Annotated in this window: 12 protein-coding genes; 3 read left to right on the top strand and 9 right to left on the bottom strand. The window is 70.3% G+C overall.

Annotation, left to right across the window (positions count from 1 at the left end):
- Positions 1-63 precede the first annotated feature (63 nt).
- Positions 64-657, bottom strand: coding sequence for a hypothetical protein (locus GCN81_RS00430; protein WP_156721367.1), 594 nt, complete (start codon positions 655-657; stop codon positions 64-66).
- A gap of 335 nt (positions 658-992) precedes the next feature.
- Positions 993-2,405 (bottom strand): proline--tRNA ligase, encoded by a 1,413-nt coding sequence (gene proS, locus GCN81_RS00425; protein ID WP_156721366.1) that lies wholly within the window; start codon positions 2,403-2,405, stop codon positions 993-995.
- Positions 2,406-2,605: 200 nt separating this feature from the next.
- On the opposite strand from proS, the gene GCN81_RS00420 reads away from it, so the two are divergent.
- Complete coding sequence (locus GCN81_RS00420) at positions 2,606-3,499, top strand: SAM-dependent methyltransferase (protein ID WP_156721365.1); 894 nt, start codon at positions 2,606-2,608, stop codon at positions 3,497-3,499.
- Positions 3,500-3,508: 9 nt separating this feature from the next.
- Here the strand turns inward: GCN81_RS00420 and ftsH are convergent, their stop codons facing one another.
- The 6 genes from ftsH to nsdA form a co-directional block, all read right to left on the bottom strand.
- Positions 3,509-5,428, bottom strand: coding sequence for an ATP-dependent zinc metalloprotease FtsH (gene ftsH / locus GCN81_RS00415; protein ID WP_197287425.1), 1,920 nt, complete (start codon positions 5,426-5,428; stop codon positions 3,509-3,511).
- 131 nt (positions 5,429-5,559) lie between these two features.
- Positions 5,560-7,107: a signal recognition particle protein gene (gene ffh / locus GCN81_RS00410; RefSeq protein ID WP_156721364.1), complete on the bottom strand. Its 1,548-nt coding sequence runs from the start codon at positions 7,105-7,107 to the stop codon at positions 5,560-5,562.
- A gap of 296 nt (positions 7,108-7,403) precedes the next feature.
- Positions 7,404-9,866, bottom strand: a complete 2,463-nt coding sequence (locus tag GCN81_RS00405) for a [protein-PII] uridylyltransferase (RefSeq protein ID WP_156721363.1) — start codon at positions 9,864-9,866, stop codon at positions 7,404-7,406.
- Between the two features lie 39 nt (positions 9,867-9,905).
- Positions 9,906-10,244, bottom strand: a complete 339-nt coding sequence (locus GCN81_RS00400; protein ID WP_156721362.1) for a P-II family nitrogen regulator — start codon at positions 10,242-10,244, stop codon at positions 9,906-9,908.
- On the bottom strand, positions 10,241-11,530 hold the full coding sequence (locus GCN81_RS00395; RefSeq protein ID WP_156721361.1) for an ammonium transporter: 1,290 nt from the start codon (positions 11,528-11,530) through the stop codon (positions 10,241-10,243). The genes GCN81_RS00400 and GCN81_RS00395 overlap by 4 nt, the downstream gene beginning before the upstream one ends.
- 364 nt (positions 11,531-11,894) lie before the next feature.
- Complete coding sequence (gene nsdA, locus GCN81_RS00390) at positions 11,895-13,370, bottom strand: transcriptional repressor NsdA (RefSeq protein WP_156721360.1); 1,476 nt, start codon at positions 13,368-13,370, stop codon at positions 11,895-11,897.
- A gap of 448 nt (positions 13,371-13,818) precedes the next feature.
- Between nsdA and GCN81_RS00385 the strand changes: the two genes are divergently transcribed.
- On the top strand, positions 13,819-14,508 hold the full coding sequence (locus GCN81_RS00385) for a bifunctional DNA primase/polymerase (protein WP_156721359.1): 690 nt from the start codon (positions 13,819-13,821) through the stop codon (positions 14,506-14,508).
- Between the two features lie 104 nt (positions 14,509-14,612).
- On the opposite strand, the gene ftsY is transcribed toward GCN81_RS00385, so the two are convergent.
- Positions 14,613-15,839, bottom strand: coding sequence for a signal recognition particle-docking protein FtsY (gene ftsY / locus GCN81_RS00380; protein WP_156721358.1), 1,227 nt, complete (start codon positions 15,837-15,839; stop codon positions 14,613-14,615).
- Between the two features lie 199 nt (positions 15,840-16,038).
- Between ftsY and GCN81_RS00375 the strand changes: the two genes are divergently transcribed.
- Complete coding sequence (locus tag GCN81_RS00375; RefSeq protein ID WP_156721357.1) at positions 16,039-17,502, top strand: cytosine permease; 1,464 nt, start codon at positions 16,039-16,041, stop codon at positions 17,500-17,502.
- The last annotated feature ends 80 nt before the right edge of the window (positions 17,503-17,582 follow it).

The following is a 17,582-nucleotide window of genomic DNA, read 5'->3' as shown; positions in this document are numbered from 1 at the left end:
CGTTCGGGCGGCCGACCCGGCGCCGACCGCCCTCGGAGACAGGCTCTCAGGCCCCGGCCTGGGTCATCTCGCGGCGGCCACCACCTCGGGAATACGGAACGGCTTGCCGCAGCCACCGCACACGATGGGCGCCTGGGCGAGCACCGACGGCACCACGCGGACGTTACGTCCGCAGTCGCAGACGGCCTTGACCCGCACGCCGCCACCGGACGAGCCGTGCCGTGCGGCAGGCCCCCGGAAGCTGCGTGCCGTGTCCTCGGAGGTCGCCGCGGTGTGTGCCTGAAGGGCGCGCTGCAGGCGCTCGATCGTCGGGCGGTAGCGCTTCCTGGCCTCGGGGTTGAGCGAGACCAGCGAGAAGCCGCTACTCGGATGCGGTTCCTCGGGATGGTCCAGGCCCAGCTCCTCTGCGATCGCCAGGAATCGGCGGTTGTGGTAGCGGCCAGCGCGCGAGGTGTCACGGATGCCACGCGCGGCGGCGATGCCGTGGACTGCCTCGTGCAGCAGTCGCTCGAAGGAGAGCTCGGCGCCACAGGCGGACGACGACTCTCCGATCAGGGATTCGGGCGCGGCAAGATCCGGCAGCTCGGAGTGGTGCCGCTGAATGTCGGCCCACGCCTGTGCCAGCTCTGCGGCGAGAACAGGTGGTGTCGTGCTCACGTCGTGACAACGAGCCGGGTGCCCTCGGTGTTCCTATTACGGGGCATCTCAAATAATTTGCACGTACCCGTCAGTTGCTACTCATGCGTCACGACGACGGCGTGTGCGCTGATCTGCGGAGAAGCCACACAGCTCACACGATTGTGGTACGTAGCAGCGCGTACGCCCGCCCGTCTCCCACCACCGCCCTCAACGGAGGCCCTGCGGGCCCGCCCCCGCTCTTCGGCGTGTAGGCCTACTCCGCACGCCAGGTAACCGTTCTCATCACATCCGCAAGAGGCATTTCGGCCTCGTCGCTCCGGGGCATCCGCGGTCGCCCGGCACCTCAGTACGCGTCAGTATGCGCGGGCCACCACGGCGACCGTACCGGGTGCGTCGTCGGAGTCCGGAACCGACCCGTCCTCGGCCAGCAGACACCGTACGGTCACGGCGTTCTCCGCCAGCTTCGCCTCGCCCTCACCGCCGAGCGTCGCCCACGGAAGGCGCGCCCAGCCGCCCGCCGCGGCCACCTCGGCGGCCTCCTCGACCGTGGCCACATCCGTCGTACGGGACACCCGGCGCGCACTGGACTCCGCCAGCAGCCGCGCCTGGTCCTCCTCGAACACCTCAGGAAGCAATCCAGCCAAGGAGTCGATCGCCACCGGCTCCTTGCCACCCGGGATACGGCGCGCCAGCATCGCGGTGCCCGCCGCCAGGTCGCGCGGGCCGATCTCGATCCGCACCGGCACGCCCTTCAGCTCCCAGTCCACCGCGCGCCTCCCGAAGGGGGTGTCCACGCGGTCGTCGACCTGGACGCGGATGCCCGCGGCCTTGAGCCGCTCGCCGATCTCACGGACCTTGGTGATGGCCTCGTCTCCCTTGATGGCCATCACCACGACCTGGACGGACGCGAGGCGCGGCGGTACGCGCAGACCGTTGTCGTCGCCGTGCGACATGATCAGCCCGCCGACCATCCGGGTCGAACTGCCCCAGGAGGTCTGCCAGACCAGCTCCTGGTTGCCGTCCTTCGACAGGTACTGCGTACCGAAAGCCTGGGCGAAGTTGGTGCCGAGTTCGTGACTGGTGCCCATCTGCAGGGCCTTGCCGTCGCGCATCATCGCTTCGAGCGTGAGGGTGTTGATGGCGCCCGCGAAACGCTCCTGGGGCGTCTTACGGCCGAGCACCACATCCATGGCCAGCACGTTCTCCATGAAGTCCGCGTACACCCGCCGGTGGATGTACGCGGCGTAGTCCCGGGCTTCCTCGTAGGTGGCGTGCGCGGTGTGGCCCTCCTGCCAGAGGAACTCGGTGGTGCGCAGGAAGACCCGCGGGCGCATCTCCCAGCGGACCACGTTCGCCCACTGGTTGATCAGGAGCGGGAGGTCGCGGTAGCTCTGCACCCACTTGGCGAAGGAGGCGTTGATGACCGTCTCGGAGGTGGGGCGGACGACGACCGGCTCTTCGAGCTCCTTGCCGCCGCCCCGCGTGACGACCGCGAGCTCGGGCGCGAAGCCCTCGACGTGCTGGGCCTCCTTCGTCAGGTACGACTGCGGGATGAAGAGCGGGAAGTACGCGTTCTGGGCACCCGCCTCCTTGATACGGGCATCCATCTCCTGCTGCATCCGCTCCCAGAGCCCGTAGCCATACGGCCTGATGACCATGGTGCCGCGCACCGGGCCGTTGTCAGCCAGTTCGGCCTTGGTGATCAGGTCCTGGTACCAGCGGGGAAAGTCGTCCGCCTGGGGCGTGAGAACGGGAGCCTTTGCCATAGCGCGCATGGTACGACTCGCCCCGCCCCGCGCGGCGCGCAAGCGGGACCCGACAACCCCTGGACGCCGTCGCGGATGCGCAGTTCCCTGGCATACGGGGGACGTGCGCGCACGGACACGGGGGCGGAGAACACGTACCAGGGGAACCTCTCGTCACTCTCGTCACCTCTCGTCACCTCTCGTCGATTGGGGCACTTTCGATGACACCCACGCTCGTACGACGACAGCTTCCCCAGCCAGGGGCCGCGTCCCCCTCCCGTACCGAAGGTACGGACGCGCGGGCGCGCGCGCGTGACTGGGCGGAGATCCAGGAACGGATGCTCGTGCCGCTCTACGAAGAGGCGTACGACCGGCTGGAGATCGGCCCGGGCACCCGGCTGCTCGGACTCGGCTGCGGCTCCGGGCTCGCGCTGTTGCTGGCCGCGTCCCGGGGCGCGACGGTGACCGGTGTCGAGCCAGCGGCACCGGAGCGGCTGGCGCTGGCCCATGAGCGGCTGCTGCCCGGCCCTGCCCCGGCCGCGCGGGCCGAGCACGCCCAGCTGGCCGGGCACACCCACCTGTTGGCCCACGACGTTGACCAAGCGGCGACGGCGGCCGAGCTGCCCCCGTACAACCTGGTGACCGCCTTTCAGCCGATCGGGTGCGCGGCCGGGGACTCCGACTGCCTGGCCGCGCTGCTGAAGCGGGCCGCGCCGCTCGCCGAGCATGGCGCCCCGGTGGTGCTGGCCGGCTGGGGCCCACCCGAGCGGTGCACCACGTCGTCGGTCCTGCGGGTGGCGTCGCGGCTCGCCGATCCGCTGCGGGCCAGTGGCGGTTGGCGGCCCGCGCTGCGGGACGACCTGGAGGAGGTCGCCCAGCGGGCCGGGCTGCGGCCGGACGGCTCGGGGCGGGTGGCCTGCCCCTTCGGATACGCGGATCTGGACAGCGCGGTGCGCGGGCTGCTGTCGACCGGACTGTTCGAGACGGCGATCGAGGCCACCGATCCGGCACAGGTGACGAAGGAACTGGCGGAGGCGCTGCACCCGCATGTCCGCCGGGACGGCACCGTATGGATGGCGAACGTCTTCCGGTACCTGATCGCCCGCACCCGCTGAGCCAGGCCCTCACGTGTCCTTCGTCATCCGGGTGATGCCCGCCGCGCGGTACGCCTCCGCCTCCTCCAGGGTCTCGTTCGCCAGCAACGCCGTCGCCAGCGCGTCCAGCCGCCCCCGGTTCTCCCGCAGTTGGTCGCAGGCGCTCTCGTAGCACTCGTCGACGATGCGCCGCATCTCGTGGTCCACCACGTCGAGCGTCGCCGGAGCCGCCGCCAGACCGTACGGCTGCTGCTGTCCGTTGTTCGGCAGCGCGGACAGCCGACCCACCCGCTGGCTCATGCCCCAGCGCGCCACCATGCCCCGGGCGATGGCGGTGACTTGTTCGAGGTCGTTCTCAGCACCCGTCGTGATGACGTCGAAGACCACATGCTCGGCCGCCATCCCGCCCAGCGCGCCGATGATGCGCCCCCGCAGATAGTCCTCGGTGTACGCGTACTTGTCGGCCTCGGGCGTCGACAGCGTCACCCCGAGCGCCCGCCCCCGCGGCACGATGGTGATCTTGCGGACCGGGTCGGCGCCAGGTTGCAGCATGCCGAGCAGCGCGTGGCCGCTCTCGTGGTAGGCGGTACGGCGGCGGTCCTCGTCGGACATGACCAGCGGGCGTTCGGCGCCGAGCTGGACCTTCTCCAGGGCGTCGGAGAGGTCGGACTGGGTGACCTCCCGCCGGTTCCGCTTGACCGCGATCAGGGCCGCCTCGTTGGCCAGGTTGGCGAGGTCCGCACCGGTCATTCCCGGTGTCGTACGGGCGACCTGGGCGAGGTCGACGTCCTCGGCCAGCGGGATCCCGCGGGTGTGAATCCGCAGGATGGCCTCGCGTCCGCCGCGGTCGGGCGGGCTGACCTGGACCGTACGGTCGAACCGGCCGGGGCGGGTCAGGGCCGGGTCCAGGACGTCCGCGCGGTTGGTGGCGGCGACCACGACCACGCCCTCGGAGCCGGAGAAGCCGTCCATCTCGGTGAGGATCTGGTTGAGGGTCTGCTCGCGCTCGTCGTGTCCGCCCATGCCGGAGCCGCCGCCACGGGCCCGGCCGATGGTGTCGATCTCGTCGATGAAGATGATCGCCGGTGCCACCTTGCGGGCCTCCGCGAACAGCTCCCGTACCCGCGAGGCGCCCACGCCCACGATCATCTCGATGAACTCCGACGCGGAGGCCGAGAAGAAGGGCACTCCGGCTTCGCCCGCGACCGCCCGCGCGAGCAGCGTCTTGCCGGTTCCGGGCGCACCGGCCAGCAGGACACCGCGCGGCATCTTCGCGCCCATCTTGCGGTAGGAGTCGGGATTCCTGAGGAAGTCGACGACGTCGTTGAGCTCGCCCTCCACCTCGTCGATCCCGGCGACGTCCTCGAAGGTGGTGCGCTTGCCGGACTCCATCTCGATCGGCTTGGGCGGAGCCTTACGGCCGAGCATGCCTCCGGCGCCGCCCATGCCCGCCGCCATCCGCCGGGCCACGAACACCCACAGGGCCACCAGGAGCAGGATCGGCAGCAGCGCGATCAGCAGATTGCTGAGCAGGCTGGGCTCCTCGAACACCGGCTCAGCGGCGACCTCGACCTCGTGCTCGGTCAACTCGTCCCAGAGGTTGTCGTCGGCGAAGCTGGGGCGCTGGGTGGTGAACCGGTCGTAGGTGCCGTTGTCGTCACCGGGCACGTCCGCGGCCTGCTTCAGGTCACCCTGGATCTGGTCGCCCTTGGCGTGGATCTTCGCGACGTTGCCCGCGGTGACCTGGCTGCTGAACTCGGTGTACGAGATGGTCCTGGGCGCGTCATCACCGAAGAACGAGAGCACCACATTGGTGGCGAGGTAGACGAGCAGCGCGGTCAGGATCAGAGCGCCCCAGCGCATCTTCCGCTTCTGCGGCGGGGGCGGCGGTGCTCCCTCGGAGCGCCACGGCTGGTCGGTGCGGTCGCGCGGGGGCACGGGACTGGTCACGCTGGCCATTATTGGCGTACGGGACATTCCCGGCATGTTCACTACGCCATGGGTACGCGTAAGGGGCGCCCCTCCTGGAGGGCGCCCCTTACGCGCAGATCACGCTGCTACGTCACATGAACGTCGTGACGTCACATGAACTTCTTGAACTCGTCCGGGAGCTCGAAGTCCTTCTGCTGCTCCCCGCCCGGCAGACCGAACGCGCCGCCCGCCCCGGCCTGCTCCTCGCGGCGCTTGGCCGCCTCCAGCTCCTGCTGCTTGCGCTTCATCGGGTTACCGGAGCGCTGCTTGCCCTTGGCCTGCTTCTGCTTCTTCTTCTGCCGACCCGGGCCGCCACCCATGCCCGGCATACCAGGCATCCCCGGCATACCGCCGCCCTGAGCCATCTTCGACATCATCTTGCGAGCCTCGAAGAACCGCTCGACCAGGTTCTTCACCGCGCTGACCTCGACGCCCGAGCCCTTGGCGATACGGGCCCGGCGCGAGCCGTTGATGATCGTCGGCTGGTCACGCTCGGCCGGGGTCATCGACTTGATGATCGCCGCGGTGCGGTCCACGTCCCGCTCGTCGAGATTGTCGATCTGGCTCTTCATCTCCCCCATGCCGGGAAGCATGCCGAGCAGCTTGCTGATGCTGCCCATCTTCCTGACCTGCTCCATCTGAGCCAGGAAGTCGTCGAGCGTGAACTCCTTGGGGCCCTTCTGGAGCTTGGCCGCCATCTTCTCGGCCTCGGCCTGGCTGAAGGTCTGCTCGGCCTTCTCGATGAGGCTGAGCATGTCGCCCATGCCGAGGATGCGGGACGCCATGCGGTCCGGGTGGAACGCGTCGAAGTCGTCCAGCTTCTCGCCGTTGGAGGCGAACATGATCTGGCGGCCGGTGACGTGCGCGATGGAGAGCGCGGCACCACCACGGGCGTCGCCGTCCAGCTTGGACAGCACGACGCCGTCGAAACCGACGCCGTCGCGGAAGGCCTCGGCGGTGTTGACCGCGTCCTGACCGATCATCGCGTCGACGACGAAGAGGACCTCGTCCGGGCTGACGGCGTCGCGGATGTCCGCGGCCTGCTGCATCAGCTCCTGGTCGATGCCGAGGCGTCCGGCGGTGTCGACGATGACGACGTCGTGGACCTTCGTCCGGGCGAACTCGATGGAGTCCTTGGCGACCTGGACCGGGTCGCCGACGCCGTTACCCGGCTGTGGCGCGTACACCGCGACGCCCGCGCGCTCGGCGACGACGCTCAGCTGGTTCACGGCGTTCGGACGCTGTAGGTCACAGGCGACGAGCAGCGGCGAGTGGCCCTGGCCCTTGAGCCACCGGCCCAGCTTTCCGGCCAGCGTCGTCTTACCGGCACCCTGCAGACCCGCGAGCATGATCACGGTGGGCGGGTTCTTGGCGAAGCGCAGGCGGCGGGTCTCGCCACCGAGGATGCCGACGAGCTCCTCGTTGACGATCTTGATCACTTGTTGGGCCGGATTGAGGGCCTGCGAGACCTCAGCCCCCGCTGCCCGTTCCTTGACCTGCTTGATGAAGGACCGGACGACGGGGAGGGCGACGTCCGCCTCAAGGAGCGCGATACGGATTTCACGCGCCGTGGCATCGATGTCCGCCTCGCTGAGGCGCCCCTTGCCGCGAAGGTTCTTGAAAGTCGCTGCGAGGCGATCGGAAAGAGTATCGAACACGGCGGTCGCAGATCCTCGGGTCGGGTGCGGGCGGACAGACGCCCTCCAGGGTATCTGGCCGCTGGCGGTGGGGTCTCCACCGCGGGGTGTGCTGGTCTGGTTCCGGTGCGGTTCGCGGTAGCGCGCGCCAGGGCTCTGTCCCCGCCCCGCCCCTTCCCGAGAGTCCTCAATCGCCGGACGGGCTCAATTTGAGCCCGTCCGGCGATTGAGGACCAGCCCGAAGGGCGATTCGGGGTCTGGGGGTTTGCCCCCCGATACGGGCAGGGGCGGGGCGGGGGAAAGGAAGCTCCCTGGCCTCAGCCCCGAAACGTACCCTCCAGTGCCTGGGCCAGCGTCGCCGCCTCCTCGCCCGGCAGGGGTGCACCGTCCGGGCCTGTGACATAGAAAGCATCCACCGCGTTCGCGCCGAGCGTCGAGACATGGGCGCTCCGCACCCGTACGTCCGCCCCCTCCAGCGCCCGCCCGATCCGGTGCAGCAGCCCTGGTGCGTCCTGGGCCCGTACCTCGATCACCGTCGCCAGTCGCGACCCGGCCGGGGCCACCGTCACGCGCGGCGGCGGCGCCGAGACGCCCCGGCGCCGCGGGTACGCCGCCTCGCGCTCGGCCAGCCGGGCCGGGATGTCGAGCGACCCGTCGAGGGCCCGTACGAGATCCGCCCGGAGCCGCGCGGCCTGCGGTAGCGACCCGTACTCCGCCGCCACCCGCCAGTCCAGCAACAGCACCTCCTTGCCCAGACCGTCCGGCAGCTCAAGACCGCGCACCTCCGCGGTACGCACGGTCAGCCGGTGCAACGCCAGCACCCCCGCCACCGCGGGCAGCACCCCGGGCTGGTCCGGGACCGCGATCAGCAGCTCGACACCGAGCGGCTCGGGATCGTCGTCCGCGCCCGCGTCCGCGCCCGGGGCCTCCGGGTGCGCCCGCAGCGCGAGGACGGGACCGCCCGTGCGGAACGCCTCGACGGCGAGCCGCTCCTGCTCGGCGGTCGGCACCGCGGCCTCGGGTGGTTCCACGGCCTCCCCGTCCAGGACCGCCGTCACCCGCTTGACCAGGTCGGCCACCAGGGACCCGCGCCACGACGACCAGGCGGCGGGCCCGGTCGCCAGCGCGTCCGCCTCGGTGAGCGCGTGCAGCAGCTCCAGCGTCGATACGGAACCGACCGCCGCCGCGACAGCGCCGACGGTCGCCGGATCGTCCAGATCGCGCCGGGTCGCCGTCTCGACGAGCAGCAGATGGTGCCGTACGAGACAGGCGAGCTGGGCCACATCGGCCCGGTCGAAGCCGATCCGCGCCGCCACGTCGCGGGCGATGGTCTCGCCCGCCACCGAGTGGTCGCCCGGCCAGCCCTTGCCGATGTCGTGCAGCAGGGCCGCGACCAGCAACAGGTCGGGCCGTCCGACGCGACGGGTCAGTTCGGCGGCGCGTACCGCCGTCTCCACCAGGTGCCGGTCGACGGTCCAGGTGTGTACGGGGTTGCGCTGGGGGCGGCAGCGCACCCGCTCCCAGTCCGGCAGCACCCGGGTGATCAGGCCTTCGGCCTCCAGTGCCTCCCACACCTCGACGGTGCTGCGGCCCGCGCCCAGCAGGGTCACCAGTTGCTCCCGGGCCTCGGCGGGCCAGGGGGTCGGCAGCGGGCGTACGGCGCCCGCGAGGCGGCGTACGGCGTGCGGGGACAGCGGCAGACCGGCCTGCGCGGCAGCGGCGGCGGCCCGCAGGGGCAGCACCGGATCCCGCTCGGGCCGCGCCGTGCGCGCCAGCACCACCTCGCCGTCCTGCTCTACGACGCCCTCGGCCAGCGGGGTCCGTTCGGGCGCCGCCTTGCCCGCGCCGAGCAGCTTCCGCAGCCGTGGCCTGGCCGCGCGTGAGCGCAGCACCCGGTCGACCTCGCGCCAGGTGACGTCGCTCGCGTACGAGATGGTCCGGGCGGCCTCGTACACCTGGCGGAGCAGCGTGTCCGCGTCCAGCAGGCCGAGACCGGCCGCGACCTGGTCCTGCTCCTGGAGGGAGAGCCGGTCGGTGGCGCGCCCGGTGCCCAGGTGCAGGGCGTCCCGTACGTCGAGCAGCCGCCTGGTGGCGTCGGCGAGCCCGGCGCGCGGGGCGTCGGCCAGCCAGGAGGCGGCGACGGCGCGCAGGGCGGTGACATCCCGGAGGCCGCCCCTGGCCTCCTTGAGGTCGGGTTCGAGCAGGAACTGCAGCTCGCCCTGGCGCTCGGCCCGTGCCTCGCAGAGCTCCCGCAGGGCGGGCAGCCGTTTGGGGGCCTGGTTGCGCCAGTCCGCGAGGACCGCGGTGCGCAGTCCGGCGGTCACGCCCAGGTCCCCGGCGAGGTGCCGGGCGTCGAGGAGGCCGAGCTGCACCTTGAGGTCGTCGCCCGCGGTCTTGCGCGCCTCGGCGGGAGTACGGACCGAGTGGTCGAGGGCCAGCCCCAGGTCCCAGACCGGGTACCAGATCTGGTCCGCGACCGAGGCGACGGTGCCCGGGTCCGCGCTGCCGTCGTGCAGCAGGAGCAGGTCCAGGTCGCTGCGCGGTGACAGCTCACCGCGCCCGTACCCGCCGACGGCGACGAGTGCCATGCCCCGGGTGTCGGCCGCCGCGGCGGCGAACAGCCGGGTGAGCCAGCCGTCGGTGAGTTCGGCCAGCGCCGCACGGCGCGGCGGCCCGGACCGCGCCTCTCCTTGGAGGAGGCGCAGCCGGGCCGCCGCGTAGCCGCTGGGTTCCGTACTGCCTGTGTCTTCCGTTCCCGTAGTCACGTCCACACCCGTCACCCAGCGACTCCTTGTCGATCTGCTGTCTGTCCGTGTCGGTCAGAGCGCGTCGGGGCCGCGCTCGCCGGTGCGTACCCGGACGGCGGTCTCGACCGGGATGCTCCAGACCTTGCCGTCTCCGATCTTTCCGGTGCGGGCGGCCTTGACCACCACGTCGATGAGCTGTTCGGCGTCATCGTCCTCGGCCAGCACCTCGATCCGGATCTTCGGCACGAGGTCCACGGTGTACTCGGCACCGCGGTAGACCTCGGTGTGGCCGCGCTGGCGTCCGTAGCCGCTGGACTCGGTCACCGTGAGGCCCTGGACGCCGAAAGCCTGCAGGGCTTCCTTGATCTCGTCGAGCCGGTGCGGCTTCACAACTGCCGTGATGAGCTTCACGCTTCCACCTTCTTGGTCTGCGGCGCGGCCGCGTTGTTCTCGTCGTTGCTCGCTGCGGGCAGCGTACGGCTGATCGGGGTGCCGCCCACCGCGCTGAAGTCGTAGGCCGTCTCGGCGTGGAAGGCCTGGTCGACACCGCTGGTCTCGTCGTCCTCGGAGGCCCGGAAGCCGATGGTGACATCGACGATCTTGGCGAGGATGTAGGAGACGACGAAGGAGTACGCCATCACCGAGAAGGCGCCGATGGCCTGCTTGCCGAACTGGCTGACGCCGCCGACGCCGTCGATGGCGAGGAAGCCGACGAGCAGGGTGCCGATGACACCGCCGACGAGGTGCACGCCGACCACGTCGAGCGAGTCGTCGTAGTTCAGCTTGTACTTGAGGCTGACGGCCCAGGAGCAGACGGCACCGGCGACGACGCCGATCAGGAGCGCGCCGAAGGCGTTGACGTGGGCACCAGCCGGAGTGATGGCGACCAGACCCGCGATGGCACCGGAGGCGGCGCCCAGCGTGGTGAACGCGCCGTGCCTGATGCGCTCGTAGATCAGCCAGCCGAGGATCGCGGCGCCGGTGGCGACCTGGGTGTTGAAGGCCATCAGGGCGGCGGTGCCGTTGGCGGCGAGCGAGGAGCCCGCGTTGAAGCCGAACCAGCCGAACCAGAGCAGGGCCGCGCCGAGTACCACCATCGGGAGGCTGTGCGGGCGCATCGGGTCCTTCTTGAATCCGATGCGCTTACCGACGACGAGGACCGCGGCCAGGGCGCCGACGCCCGCGTTGATGTGGACCGCCGTACCGCCCGCGAAGTCGATCACTTCGAGCTGGAACAGCCAGCCGTCGGCCTGCCACACCCAGTGGGCGACGGGGAAGTACACGATGCTGACCCACAGGGCGATGAACAGCGCCCAGCCGGTGAACTTCACGCGGTCGGCGAGCGCACCGCTCATCAGGGCAGGCGTGAGGATCGCGAACATCAGCTGGAAGAGCGCGAAGGCGAGGACCGGAATGCCCTCGTCGCCGCCGGTCAGCGTCTCGGCGCTGATGCCCTTGAGGCCGATGTGGTCGAAGTTGCCCAGCAGCCCGCCGCCGATGTCATCGCCGAAGGTCAGTGAGTACCCGTAGAGCACCCACAGCACACTGACGATGCCGAGCGAGATGAAGGACATCATGAGCATGTTGAGGGCGCTCTTCACCCGCACCATGCCGCCGTAGAAGAATGCCAGGCCGGGCGTCATCAGCATGACGAGCGCGGCACTGATCAGGACAAATGCGGTATCTGCGCCATTCAAGGCCGAGTCTCCTCGTGATCGCGAACGGCCCGTGCGGATGCTTCTGAAGGGGTGGGCCGACTGTGCTGAGGAGACTGGCGCAGCGCCGTTTCCGTCGATGCCCCTCGATGTTTCGGGCCAGTGACGAACACGGCCTACGTGTTACGCCCCAGTGAACCGCGCCCGAAGGCTCCCGCCTCGGACATACCCTCCCCAACCGCAACCATCAATTGAGGACCCCAACGGCGAGCAACCACGTCCGCGAGAGCGGCGCCGGTTTAGGCGCAAAGAGGGGACCGACCGCGGCTGGCCGTCCGAATGACTTGGCGGGGGAGCCGAGTCGGGCTGTTCGGGACGGCGAGCCGCGGCCGGAGTGTGAGGGTCCCTAGACCGCCTCCGCGGTTTCGGGCAGTTGCACGGCGAGCCGGTCGGTGAGGTCGATGACCTCAGCCACGTCACCGAAGTCCCGCAGCGCCGTGTCGACGGTCTTACGCAGCCGGGTGTTGACCCGCTCCGAGCGGACCTTCTTGGCGATGTCCAGCGCCTCCCCGACCAGGACCGTGCTCTGCTCGGGCTCCCGCTCCAGGAGGTGCACGGTGGCCATCCCGATGAGGTTCAGCGCGTACGAACGCTGGTGCTCGGTGTCCTTGCCGAAGAGCTCGACGGCGCGCTCCATCACCGGGCGGGCCAGCGAGGCGTAGGTGGGGCTGCGGCCGGCCACATAGGCGAGGTCGCGGTACGAGTGGGAGTTCTCGCCGTTGAGTTCGGCCTCGGAGAAGAAGCGAATCCAGTCGGGCTCCTGCTCGGCCGTCTCGATCGCGTCGGCGAAGCTGTCCTCGGCCATCCGCACGGCGCGTTTGGTCTTGCTCGGGTGGCCCATGTTGGCGAACGCGCGGGCCTCCATCGCATACAGCATCGCCTGGGTGCGGGCGGTGGCGGAGTCCCGGCTTCCGTACTGCGCGAGGTGGATGAGCTCCAGCGCGTCGTCGGGGCGTCCGAGGTGGATCATCTGACGGCTCATGCCGGACAGGATGTACGAGCCGAGCGGCTTGTCCCCCGCCTCCTTCGCGGCGTGCAGGGCGAGGACGAAGTATTTCTGCGCGGTGGGCTGTAGCCCTACGTCGTAACTCATCCAGCCCGCCAGCTCGGCCAGTTCGGCCGCGATCTTGAAGAGCCGCTTGGCGGTGGCCTCCGGGTGGGATTCCTGGAGCAGGTCCGTCACTTCGTGGAGCTGGCCGACGACGGCCTTGCGGCGCAGCCCGCCGCCGCACTGGGCGTCCCACTTGCGGAACATGACCGTGGTGGCCTCGAGGAGTTCGAGTTCGGGCCCCGACAGCCGCGATCCACGCCGTGCCTGGGACCCCGGCTCCTTGGCCGCGGCGGGCGCGACCGGAGTGGGCACCAGCCAGCGCTGCATGGGCTCGATGAGCGCGGGGCCCGCGGCGAGGGCCAGTGACGTCCCCAGGAAGCCGCGCCGCGCCAGCATCAGGTCGCTGCGGGAGAACTCGCTGATCAGTTCCACCGCTTGCGGGGCCGTCCAGGGCAGGTCCACTCCGGAGAGGGACGGCGTCTGGTGCGCGGTGCGCAGGCCCAGGTCGTCGATGGCGACGACGGCGCCGAAGCGTTCGGAGAAGAGTTCGGAGAGGATGCGGGGGATGGGTTCGCGTGGCTGCTCGCCGTCGAGCCAGCGGCGCACGCGCGAGGTGTCCGTGGAGATGTGGTTGGCGCCCATCTGGCGCGCTCTGCGGTTCACCTGGCGTGCCAGTTCACCCTTGGACCAGCCGCTCCGCACGAACCACGAAGTCAGTTGGTCGTTAGGGCGCTTGTCAGCGCTTCCCACGCTGTCGCCGGTGCCGCCCACTGGAACACCCCCATTCCTGAAGCTCGGATGCCGCGCGGATGTCGCGCGTTCGTACGCGAAGTACTAACAGAATGCCGTGACTTGAGGCCTCCCGTCCGCCCGTTGTCACTCGTCGAACAAGAAAACGGCTTGCCTCCGGCATACCCACGAGCACGCACATCCCCTGGGCTCGTGTACCGAAAGTAATCCTACGATCACCCCTCCGGCGAGGGGGTTCGCGGAAACGCCACCATTCGCCACCCCTTCGAATGAACTCAGGAACCGCTACACGCGATTCACTTGACACAGGCCATCCGCGAGTGGGCGGACCGAAGCACGCCAGGGCGTACGCGGCCCGGCGCACCACCCGTGACACTCCTGGACGCTGCCAGAACGGGCATCGCCCACTGTGGGTCACGGGTCCACTTCGGTTCGTAACCAGCGACGCGCTCGACCCGTTGGAGGGGGCATGGGCTTCACGATCGGCGGCAGCCGCGGAATCCGGGAGATCAGGCCCGGCGCCCGCCGCCGCGGGCGCACCTCGGAGTGCACCGCGGTGGCGGAGTTCACCAGTCTCTGGGGGTGGGACGCGGTCCCCGGCGCGCGTGCCGCCGCCGGGGCGTGCTCCTGCGGCGACCGCGCTTGTACGGCGCCGGGCGCCCACCCACTGGACCGCGCCGCGCGTATCCCGGCCGGGGCCACACTCGACGAAGTCACCCTGACCTGGTCCGAGTTCCCCGGCGCCGCGGTGCTGCTGCCGGTCGGCGACGCCTTCGACGTCCTGGAGGTCTCCGAGCCCGCGGGGCGCCGCGCCCTGGTCCGCCTGGAGCGGATGGGCCTGCCGCTCGGGCCGGTGACGGCGACGCCGCAGGGCCGCGCCCAGTTCTTCGTCGCCCCCGGCGCCGCGGCCGAACTCCCCACGCTGCTCTACCGGATGGGCTGGGACGACGCCGAGCTCGACCTCCGCGGCATCGGCCCGGGCGAGTACGTCACCGCGCCGCCGTCGGACCGCGGAGGCCTCGGTCCGGTCCGCTGGCTGCGCGCCCCGGCGCTTGACTCGGCCACCCGGCCACCGCAGGCGCGGCTCCTGCTGGGCGCGTTGGCGTACGCGTCCCACCGCCATCCGGCCCCAGGACCACGCCGAGCGACGTCCAGCTGAGCCACAACCGGAAGGACCCGCCCCAGCTGCACCCTGGGGCGGGTCCTTTCCGTCAGGTCGGCTTCTCGTCTCCGGGTCTCCGGGTCTCCGGGTCTCCGGGTCCCCTAGTCTCCGATGAGCGCGTCCACGAAAGCCTCCGGCTCGAACGGCGCCAGGTCGTCCGCGCCCTCGCCGAGTCCGACCAGCTTGACCGGTACGCCCAGCTCCCGCTGGACCGCGACCACGATGCCGCCCTTGGCCGTGCCGTCCAGCTTGGTGAGCACGATGCCGGTGATGTCCACGACCTCGGCGAAGACCCGGGCCTGCACCAGGCCGTTCTGCCCGGTGGTGGCGTCGAGTACCAGCAGCACCTCGTCCAGCGGCGCGTGCTTCTCGACGACCCGCTTGACCTTCCCGAGCTCGTCCATCAGGCCGCTCTTGGTGTGCAGTCGGCCCGCGGTGTCGATGAGGACGACGTCAGCGCCCTCCTCGATGCCCTCCTTGACGGCGTCGAAGGCGATCGACGCCGGGTCGCCGCCCTCGGGGCCGCGCACCGTACGGGCGCCGACCCGCTCGCCCCAGGTTTGCAGCTGGTCAGCGGCGGCGGCCCGGAAGGTGTCGGCCGCGCCGAGCACCACCGAGCGGCCGTCGGCGACCAGGACCCGTGCCAGCTTGCCGGTGGTGGTGGTCTTGCCGGTGCCGTTGACCCCGACGACCATCACGATGCCGGGGGCCTCGGTGTCGGACTCGGTGTTGACGACCCGGTCCATGGTGGGGTCGACGAGCTGCAGCAGCTCCTCGCGCAGCAGGGCGCGCAGGTCCTGCGGGGTACGGGTGCCGAGGACCTTCACCCGCTCGCGCAGCCGCTCGACGAGCTCCTGGGTGGGGGCGACGCCGACATCGGCGGTGAGCAGGATCTCCTCGATCTCCTCCCAGGTGTCGTCGTCGAGGTGCTCGCGCGCGAGGAGCGTGAGCAGCCCCTTGCCGAGGGCGTTCTGGGAGCGGGACAGCCGGGCACGCAGCCGGACCAGTCGGCCCGCTGTGGGCTCGGGGACCTCGATCTCGGGCGCGGCGGGAGCCTCGGGCTCCTCGACGGCGATCGGGGCTTCGGGCCCGGCGGGCGCGGCCTCCGCCTCGGGGAGCGTGACCTCCTCGATCGTGCGGCGTGGCTCGTCGCGCGGTTTCTCGGCCTCTTCGCCGACATGCGGCTCGGCTGGGGGCGCGGTGACGGTCGGCGTGGCCGAGGGCGCCGTGGGGGGCAGCTGCTTCTTCTTACGACTGCCGACCACGAGCCCGCTGACGAGGCCGATCGCGACCAGGGCGATGACTACAGCAAGGATGACGATTTCCATAACAGCCCCAGTATCAGTCATCGGCCGCCGAACCCCGCCGGTTGGAGCTTCCCCCAAAGGACAAAAGACCCTACAAGGCACTACTCAGATCAAAGTACGATGGTGAGGGCCGTGTCAACGCGCGTAGAGTCGGCGCTGCACCCTCCCGCCCCCAACGGCTCACCGTCGAGCCGCACAAGAGGTCTGGACACACCCACGCATGAGCACTACCGCCGAAGCCGAAGGCACCGCCCTGGAGACCCGAGGTCTCGACCCGGTCCCTGACAGCGAGCGCACCGGCAAGGTCAGCGAACTCTTCCCCACCTGGGTGGCCGCCAACATCAGCGTGTTGTTGCTCACCATGGGCGCGAGCCTGGTGGTGGCCTTCCAGCTGAACTTCTGGCAGGCCGTCATCGTGGCGGTCGCCGCCCCCAGTCTGTCGTACGGCCTGGTCGGCCTGTTCGGTATCGCGGGCAAGCGGGGCGGCGCTCCGGGTATGGCCCTGTCCCGCGCGGTCTTCGGGCAGCGCGGGAACCTGCTGCCGGGATCGCTGATCTGGGTCGCCCGCTGGGGCTGGGAGACGATCAACGCGGTGACGGGCGCGTACGCGCTGCTCACGGTGCTCGACATCGTCTTCGGCATCCAGAAGAGCACCCCGCTGGTCATCGTCACGCTGCTGCTCTTCGTGATCGCGACCTTCGTGATCTCCGGCCTCGGCATTCACGCCGTGCAGAGGTGCAACAAATACGCGACGTATCTGTTCGGCGGGTTCTCGGTCCTGGTACTGGTCTATCTGATCTTCAACACCGACTGGAGTGCCGTCTTCGACCGCCCGGCGGGCAGCACGGCGATGGTGGTCGCGGGTATCGGCATGATCGCCGCGGGCGGTGTCAGCTGGATTCCCTCGGCCCCGGACTTCACCCGGTACCTGCCGCGTACGGCCTCCGCCAGGGCGATGGTCGGCAACTCCATCGGCGGCGCCGGGATCGTCGTCCTGCCGATGGTCCTGATGGGTGCGGTGATGGCGGTCTCCACTCCGGATCTGGCCAACGCCAAGGACCCCGTCTCGTTCCTCGGTGAGATCCTGCCGATGGGGATCGCGGTGCCCTATCTGCTGATCGCGCTGGTCGGCATGCTGCTGATCAACGCCATGTCGATGTACTCGGCGGGCTTCACCGCGCAGACCCTCGGCTTCACCGTCGCCCGCCACTGGGCCGTGTCGATCAACGCCCTTATCTCGCTGGTCTTCGGCGGCATCCTGATGCTGGTCGCCACCAGTTTCTTGGGCTCCTTCATCGCTTTCCTGTCGCTGCTCGCGGTGGCCTTCTCGGCCTGGATCGGCGTCTTCGGCGCGGACATGCTGCGCCGCAAGGAGTACGACGGCGAGGCCCTGCTCGACACCACGCGCACCAGTGCCTACTGGTACAAGGGCGGCTTCGCCCCGGCCGCGGTGATCGCCTGGGGCGTGTCCCTGGTGGTGGGCCTGCTGTTCACCACGTCGGACTGGTTCACCGGCCCGCTGGCGTCGAACAACCCCATCGGCGAGTACGGCCTCGGCTGGATCGCGACGATCGTGATCTCGGGTCTGCTGTACCTGGCGCTGCCGAAGCCCTCGCTTGAGGCACCGCGGACCCAGGACACCGAACCGTCTGAGCCAAAGGCGTCTGAGCCCGCAGGGGTCTGAGTCACAGCCGTCTGAGCCGTAGCCCTCCGCGCCGGACTCTGGCCATCTGACACACCGTCAACTACCGTCCCCCTTCCTGG

This window comes from Streptomyces apocyni, from assembly GCF_009739465.1.
Lineage (GTDB): Bacteria > Actinomycetota > Actinomycetes > Streptomycetales > Streptomycetaceae > Streptomyces > Streptomyces apocyni.
The sequence above is the reverse complement of the archived record's forward strand: the minus strand, read 5'-3'. Positions and strand labels throughout refer to the sequence as shown.